Consider the following 6,826-nt stretch of genomic DNA (forward strand, 5'->3'; position numbering starts at 1 on the left):
TCACTCCGCGTAGAGAATCATATCATGGTTCTTCTCGGCAATTTCCATGATCCGGCTGATGATGTGGGCTCTATTTCGAATCAGGTCTGGCAACGCCAAGAAGTCGGATGAAAGCAGGACGGATTGAAGGTCTGCCCTCAGCTTGTTACGAGCCGGAATGCTCTCCCAAAATCCGGTTAACCGAAGCTCCCGCTCCACGACCAAAAAAATTTGTTGCGTCAGGTTTACGAGCAACGCAATCTCATCGTCATTGAGATCCTTCTCGTCAAACACCTCGCGTTTTAGACTTCGGAAAAATGGCATCTGCTTCTTCCGGTGTAGCCCGTACGTCGGCTCTTTCTGGACGTTCATAATGCGTTCGCGAAGTTTTTCTAACTCCTCATAGATCTGCGCCCAGTTGTTGCGAAATTCCTCGAATATGGCTGACAGGGCGGCTGCAAAGGATGCTTGAAGGTCCGGGTCATCTTCGAGTTCCACATCGAGATGATGTCGAATCGCGTGCTCTACTTCGGCCGCTTTCGTTTTCGTTCGTTTGCGCTTCCCAACCTGTTTTTGAAAATCTTCATCCAAGATGGAAATCGGCTCCACCTTGACTTCGATGCCCTTGGACGCAAGATATGCGTCCGCAATGCCTCGAAGCTTCGAAGGAATGCCTTTCATACTAAGGCGCTCGTCTCGAAAGTGCTTGCCAGCTAGCACGTTAATTTCTGTGAGCGCCAAATAGTCCGCTTCATAATCGAGCGCCTGGCGGGCTGGATACACCAAGTTCATACACTGGGTGAACTTTTTAAAGGCCATCATAAAATCAAAACGCAGGTCCTCATCGTAAAACAGATCAAAGAACGCATCATGATCCGTCAAATCGGTCAACCCGTGTTTCTTTAGAAGTTCCATGATGGCTGCATGACTGGCGATCAGTTCGCGCAGCTCCTCTTCTGGAAAACTGATGGCATGGGTGATCTCTTTTTGTTCCCGCTCATCATAGGCGTCAATCGCTTTTTTCAAATGGTGGCCAATTCCGACATAGTCCACCACAAACCCCTTATCCTTGTCGGATCCGCTGACGCGGTTAACGCGAGCAATCGCCTGTAAGAGATTATGCGCAATGATCACTTTATCAAGATACATGACCTGCTCAACCGGGGCGTCGAAGCCTGTCAAGAGCATGTTGTTGACGATCACAATGCCAAGATCACCCTTGACACCATCATCCTCGGCGCCAAAGGCCATTTTGAAACTCTTGATACTCGCCTCGTGTTTCGAACTGTCTGTGTAGGGTTTGAGATGTGGCAGGTCGTTGTGATTGCCAGAAATGATGACGTCCGTCTTCAGCTTCCTGAGTTGATCCAGGTCAAGCTTTCTTGGGTTACGCAGTTCCAACTCAGCCAATTGTTCCGACAACGCTTGATCAATATGACTCTTGTACCGCACAGCCGCTTCACGTGACGTGGCGACCACTTGCGCCTTATAGCCATTTGGAAAGACGTGCGTCAGGTAGTGTTTCACCATGTCTTTCGCCTTCGCTGCAATGGTGGGTTCAGCCTCTAAGTAGGCATCCCGAGACCCAAACCCGAGAATTTGCATGCGTTCTTTGAGGTTGTACTCACTAAATACATCTTCAAATGCGGTGTCCATACCGGGTTGATCCGCGACTTCCGCATTGTGCGTTCGACCCTCATAGACGATTTCTAGAGTGACACCATCCTCAATCGCCTGACGCATGGTGTATTTGTCAATATAGTCCCCGAATACCCGCTCAGTCTTGTCAATGGGCGTGCCCGTATAGCCAATTCGGGACGCATAGGGAATGCCTTTATCAAGGTTTGCCCCGAGCCGTTTGTATTGAGAGCGATGCGCCTCGTCAGTCATGACCAAGATGTGTGGACTTGCATTCAACTCTGGGAATGTCTCCGTTAAATCCTCTTCGCGAAACTTGTGAATCATAGCCATAACAAGATCGGAGGAGTCTGATCGCAATAGTTCCTTGAGTCGCTTGATGCTGTCCGCTATCTTGACGGTAAAGCCAATATTCCGACTGGTTTCACTCAACTGATCCTCCAACTGCGTACGATCGGTTACAAAAACCACTTTCCACTGGCACAGCTGTGCATGGAGATACATCTCGCGGACCATGAACATCATAGTCAATGACTTTCCAGATCCTTGCGTGTGCCATATGATGCCGCTTCGCTCACGAGGGTTTCTACCTTCCAAGAGACGCTTGACGGCTAGCTTAACGGCTCGGAACTGCTGGTACCGACCGACAACTTTAATCGTTTCCCCTTTGTCGTTGGTGGAGAAAAGCGTAAATGTGCGAATCAAATCCAGAAGATTGTCATGGTCCAACATACCAGCAACCAGGCGCTGCTGGTCATTCGGGCCGCTGCTGCCATGCTCAAGGTCATCGATCGTGCGCGGATACGGATCGGCCCAACGGTAGAAGTGTTTTTCGCTATGAGTCGTAATCGTCCCGAACTTTGCCTCGTTGCGGCAGGTGACGATGACAAGCTGGTTGTAATAAAACAGCGGTGCACTGCCTTCCCCTTTTGTCCCACGCTGTTCGCTGTATCGGAGTAGTTGATCAATGGCCTCCGGGATCGCATCTTTCACCTTGGGCGACTTACATTCAATCACACCGATGGGTAAGCCATTGAGAAATAGAACGATATCGGGGATGATGTGATGCTCCGTGCCGAGAATGCGCACTTTGAACTGACAAACAGCGATAAACCGATTGTTGTCCCTGTGCGTAAAATCAACGAAACGAACCGTTGGGCTCTTTTCACCGGTCTGACAATTCTCACTGACGCTGGTATTTTCCAGCAGAAAGTGAAACACGTGACGGTTGTTCTGGATTAGATCCGAACTAGGGAAGCTCGCAGTCAATTGTTTGACGACTTCTTCCACCTGATCGTCTTCCAACCAGGGATTGATGGCTTGGAGCCGTTCACGGAGAACAGGTAACAAAACCACCTCGGTAAAACTCTCGCGGTAACTATCCGCTGGTTGCTGACTCTTATCAAGATTGATAATTTCCCAATCCAACTCCAAAAGCTGCTCCAACAGAGGTTTCTCGACGTGGTTTCGCTCGTCCATTCTGATGTGTGGAGGTGTTTTGTCCTGAGTCATCCATTCATCACCTCCGTTTCGTTGAGCAGTGCAGTGACACGTTTTTTACCTGTCATCAAGTCTTGCATCAGTGCAGTTTTCAGGGAGTATAGCTTTTGCAGTTGATCGCTGTTACCCTGCTCTGCTCTCTCAAACGTCTGCATTCGGGATGAAATCTCGTTCATCTCATTTATTGATTGAGGAATTGGGACTATCGGCGATAGAATCTCACTTTTTGACAAATGCGGGATGTCCATACCCTTTTGCTGAAGCAATAACTCACGTCGATAAGCAGGTGATTGAATCAACAACCGCATGAATCCGACAGAGACGGACAATGGACGAAACCTCCCCACTCGCTGCACTAAAAGACTTGGAATATCCTCTTCTCTAAGCAAGCTAACCTTGAACCCTTGCTTTGTAAATGTTCGATCCATCCCGATTATCAAATCACCTGCGGCAAGCTCATAATCGAGGAACTTGCTTGCAATTGAATCAGGGAGGTATTTGCGATCCTTCCAATCAGACCTACCATTGCCTACATTCTCTCCACGCAGCAAACGAATACCGTCTTCAGAAAACCATGAACTCTTAAAGGCATAACCTACCTGCAAATCAACGATAGAAGACAATGGCTCCGCGTTCCACTCCACCGGAATCCTTCCCAATGGAGAATCCTTGAATTGATGGGTCTCCTCCGAACGCAGATTCCCTTGTTCGTCGATGCCGCGAGTGAGAAGGTCGTGCATCAGTCCCGTCTTTATACGCTGTTGTTTCGCGATCAATGCTTCAGTCTGTTCAATAGCTCGATCCACAGTGGAAAGAATCTCGGCGATTTTAGTTTGTTCGGATCTTGAGATAGGAAAGCGTAATTTCCAGTTGTTTAGTTCAACCGAGTTAATCGCCTCAAACGTTGAACCCTGAGAGGCATTTCGAAACTTTGGTTCACAATACGTCAGGAAGTGTTCCAAGTAACCCGGGTCTATTCCAGTTGCTAATATTGCTGCTAGACCACGTCCTATTATGTATTCCTTATTTGCGATGTTGATTTTCCCAACCGGCGCTCTAACACTGAAAAGAATTGACCCTGCTTCCGCAACTTTCTTTACCTGTGAACAGTATAAAACCGGATTAGGCGTTCTAGCTCGGAATTCGGAACAGCCCTGAAGAAAAGGTAATCCAGTCGGCTCCTCAGAATAAAACTTCGAGTCAGGAGACTGCCCCATCGTAACTGACGCAACTTTGCCTAAACCATCTGAAATCCAGCCGTCGACAGCATTCATGCTAAGTACCCCACCCCCCTCAAGAACCCATCCAGCACAGCCAACGTCTCACTTCTCTCATGTTCCATCTCACGACTGGAGACTGCATATTTGTCCCATAGATTCTCTGCAATTTGAATCAATCCGCGTTTCTCAGCATTCAGGTAACGGTTTAACTCGTCATGAGCTACGTCGTACAATTTCTGTAAAATGAGTTGCCGTGCCTCTTCTTCGGTCAATGCGCCCCCTATGGAATTCAAGATATGGTCGGTCCTACTCAAGCGAGCGTCCAAGGCCGATTTATCTTTATTCAGTGCAGATATTTTTTTCTTATCGTCTTTGTTATGGGGATCAAGGCTCGCCAGTTGTCCTTCCACTTGCCGAATCAATTCCTGACTCTCTGCCTTAAATCCTTCTCCACCAAGACGTTTCAGTTGGATCTTCAGACCCAGTTCATCGACAAGTGCTTTGAGAGCAGTCTTACTGGTCTTAATTCGCGTCTCAAGTGCTGTAATCTGTTTCTCTTGAACTTGAAGGTTTTTCAGTTCTCGCCGAGCCGAGTCACTGGTATTGCCTTTCAGATCGTTAATCAAGTCTTTCAGAGCCTTCTTGATCACGGCTGCCGTCACTTTCTCATCCTCATCGGTCTCATACTCGATGACGTCCTGGGCGGTTTCAACGGCTTCCTCCAACTCACTTTGAGCCTGACTGATCTGCGCCTCGAGTGCTTCTATTTTTTCAGCGGTAAGCGTAAAACCAGACCCACCTATCGATGCGTGCGATCTCTTGAGATAATTGCCTCATGAATTCCATGTGGAGGCGATCATCTGTGACGCAAGAGGAGAAACAAACGTTACGAGTTCTATGGAAAGATCGCGTTCGCGATTTTCGTGCCAGCGGCATGACCGCCGCTGCATGGTGCGCAGAACATCAGCTCAAAACCCACCAATTAGGGTACTGGATTCAACAGTATGAAAAGCCGACTTCATCGAAACCCTCTCCTGCCTGGATCCCTGTACAGATCGACGAAAGCCCTCAGCCTGCCGAAGATGGATTACTGCTTCGTTTCGGTGAGTTCACGCTTGAAGTCAAGCCGGGTTTTAATCGCCAATTGCTAGTCGACGTCGTGCGTGTGCTCTCACAGCCATGATCGATAGCAGTTATGCGGGACACGACGACAATTTTAATGCTTCTTCTTTGAATTCTTTGTCGTACACTCGCATCTGGATTCCTTCTTCCTTTTTTATCATTTTGTCCAGAATTACGAGTTTGTTGACTTCACTAAAATGATACTGCTCCAGATAACCTTCCAAGTGCTCATCAGAGCAATATCGTTCGCCCGCCAAAATGGTGCGAATCCGGTTCAAAATGCTCATAGGCTTGCCTCCGCTCCCTTTTCGTGCCACACAACGCAATCGTAAAACTACGTCTCGTTTATCAGACAATCAGGATCGGCAGACATAAAAAACGTGAGCGCACAGATTCGTGAGAACCTGCACGCCCACTCCGGTTTTAAACTGCACTTACGCCACATCATATCCGGCATCTTCAATCGCCAGCTTCAAATCCGAAACCGTTGCCTTGCCTTCTTCATAGGTCACCGTCGCCTGGTTTTTCTCAAGACTCACGTCCGCCGACGTCACCCCGTCAACCGCCTGCAGCGCCTTCGTGACCGATTTGACACACCCCTGACAGGTCATCCCCTGCACCTCAATCGTTGCCACCGCCATCTCCCTCACCTCCCTTCAAATGGTTTTCCTGTGCGCACACCCGATGGCATCACGAGAATACGCTGGCCACCGAATTCGCATTACGAACGCGCTGCCATAACTCACACTGTCGAGCGAAAACGCCGCAACAACAGAGAGTTGCTCACAACACTCACCGAACTGAGCGCCATCGCGGCGCCGGCAATCACCGGGCTGATGAACCCGAGTGCGGCCAGCGGGACACCGAGTGAATTGTAACCAAACGCCCAGAACAGGTTTTGCCGAATTTTTTTTATGGTCGCCTTCGAGAGACGGATCGCAGTGACTACGCTCAAAAGATCCCCGCGCAAAAGCGCGATGTCCGCCGTCTCTATCGCTACGTCCGTGCCCGATCCGATGGCAAAACCGATCTCTGCAGTGGCAAGCGCCGGGGCGTCGTTGATCCCATCCCCCACCATGCCGACCACGTTTCCTTCTCTTTGCAGCTTTTTGACCATCTCCGCCTTTTGCTCAGGCAGCACCTCCGCAAAAACGCGCTCTGCCGCAATCCCCACCGATTGGGCGATCGCCTGTGCTGTCTTGTGGTTATCTCCCGTCAGCATGTACACCGAAAGCCCGAGCGAAGTCATCTCTGCGATCGCCTGCCGCGACGTCTCTCTGACCCCATCCGCCACCGCGATGATCCCGAGCAGTTCACGATCGCGCGCCACCCACATCGCCGTCTTGCCCATCTCCTCAAAGCCTACC

Annotated in this window: 7 protein-coding genes; 1 reads left to right on the plus strand and 6 read right to left on the minus strand. The window is 49.6% G+C overall.

From position 1 onward, the window contains the following. From ATW55_RS01400 to ATW55_RS01410, 3 genes are read right to left on the minus strand one after another with little or no spacing between them, the layout of a single operon-like run. Complete coding sequence (locus ATW55_RS01400) at positions 1-3,129, minus strand: type I restriction endonuclease subunit R (RefSeq protein ID WP_067711291.1); 3,129 nt, start codon at positions 3,127-3,129, stop codon at positions 1-3. Further along, complete coding sequence (locus ATW55_RS01405) at positions 3,126-4,391, minus strand: restriction endonuclease subunit S (protein WP_067711293.1); 1,266 nt, start codon at positions 4,389-4,391, stop codon at positions 3,126-3,128. The genes ATW55_RS01400 and ATW55_RS01405 overlap by 4 nt, the downstream gene beginning before the upstream one ends. After that, positions 4,388-5,062, minus strand: coding sequence for a hypothetical protein (locus ATW55_RS01410; RefSeq protein ID WP_067711296.1), 675 nt, complete (start codon positions 5,060-5,062; stop codon positions 4,388-4,390). The genes ATW55_RS01405 and ATW55_RS01410 overlap by 4 nt, the downstream gene beginning before the upstream one ends. Before the next feature lie 137 nt (positions 5,063-5,199). Here ATW55_RS01410 and tnpA point away from each other — a divergent pair, with 137 nt between their 5' ends. Then, a complete protein-coding gene (tnpA, locus tag ATW55_RS01415; RefSeq protein ID WP_067711298.1) occupies positions 5,200-5,520 on the plus strand; it encodes an IS66 family insertion sequence element accessory protein TnpA in 321 nt (106 codons plus the stop codon). A gap of 10 nt (positions 5,521-5,530) precedes the next feature. Here tnpA and ATW55_RS01420 read toward each other — a convergent pair whose 3' ends face one another. From ATW55_RS01420 to ATW55_RS01430, 3 genes are all read right to left on the minus strand, one after another. After that, complete coding sequence (locus tag ATW55_RS01420; protein WP_067711300.1) at positions 5,531-5,746, minus strand: hypothetical protein; 216 nt, start codon at positions 5,744-5,746, stop codon at positions 5,531-5,533. A 147-nt stretch (positions 5,747-5,893) separates the two neighbouring features. Continuing rightward, on the minus strand, positions 5,894-6,100 hold the full coding sequence (locus ATW55_RS01425) for a heavy-metal-associated domain-containing protein (protein ID WP_067711302.1): 207 nt from the start codon (positions 6,098-6,100) through the stop codon (positions 5,894-5,896). A gap of 101 nt (positions 6,101-6,201) precedes the next feature. Continuing rightward, positions 6,202-6,826: HAD-IC family P-type ATPase (locus ATW55_RS01430; RefSeq protein ID WP_153004969.1), on the minus strand; the 625-nt coding region annotated here is incomplete at its 5' end.

This window comes from Ferroacidibacillus organovorans (assembly GCF_001516615.1).
Lineage (GTDB): Bacteria > Bacillota > Bacilli > Alicyclobacillales > SLC66 > Ferroacidibacillus > Ferroacidibacillus ferrooxidans_B.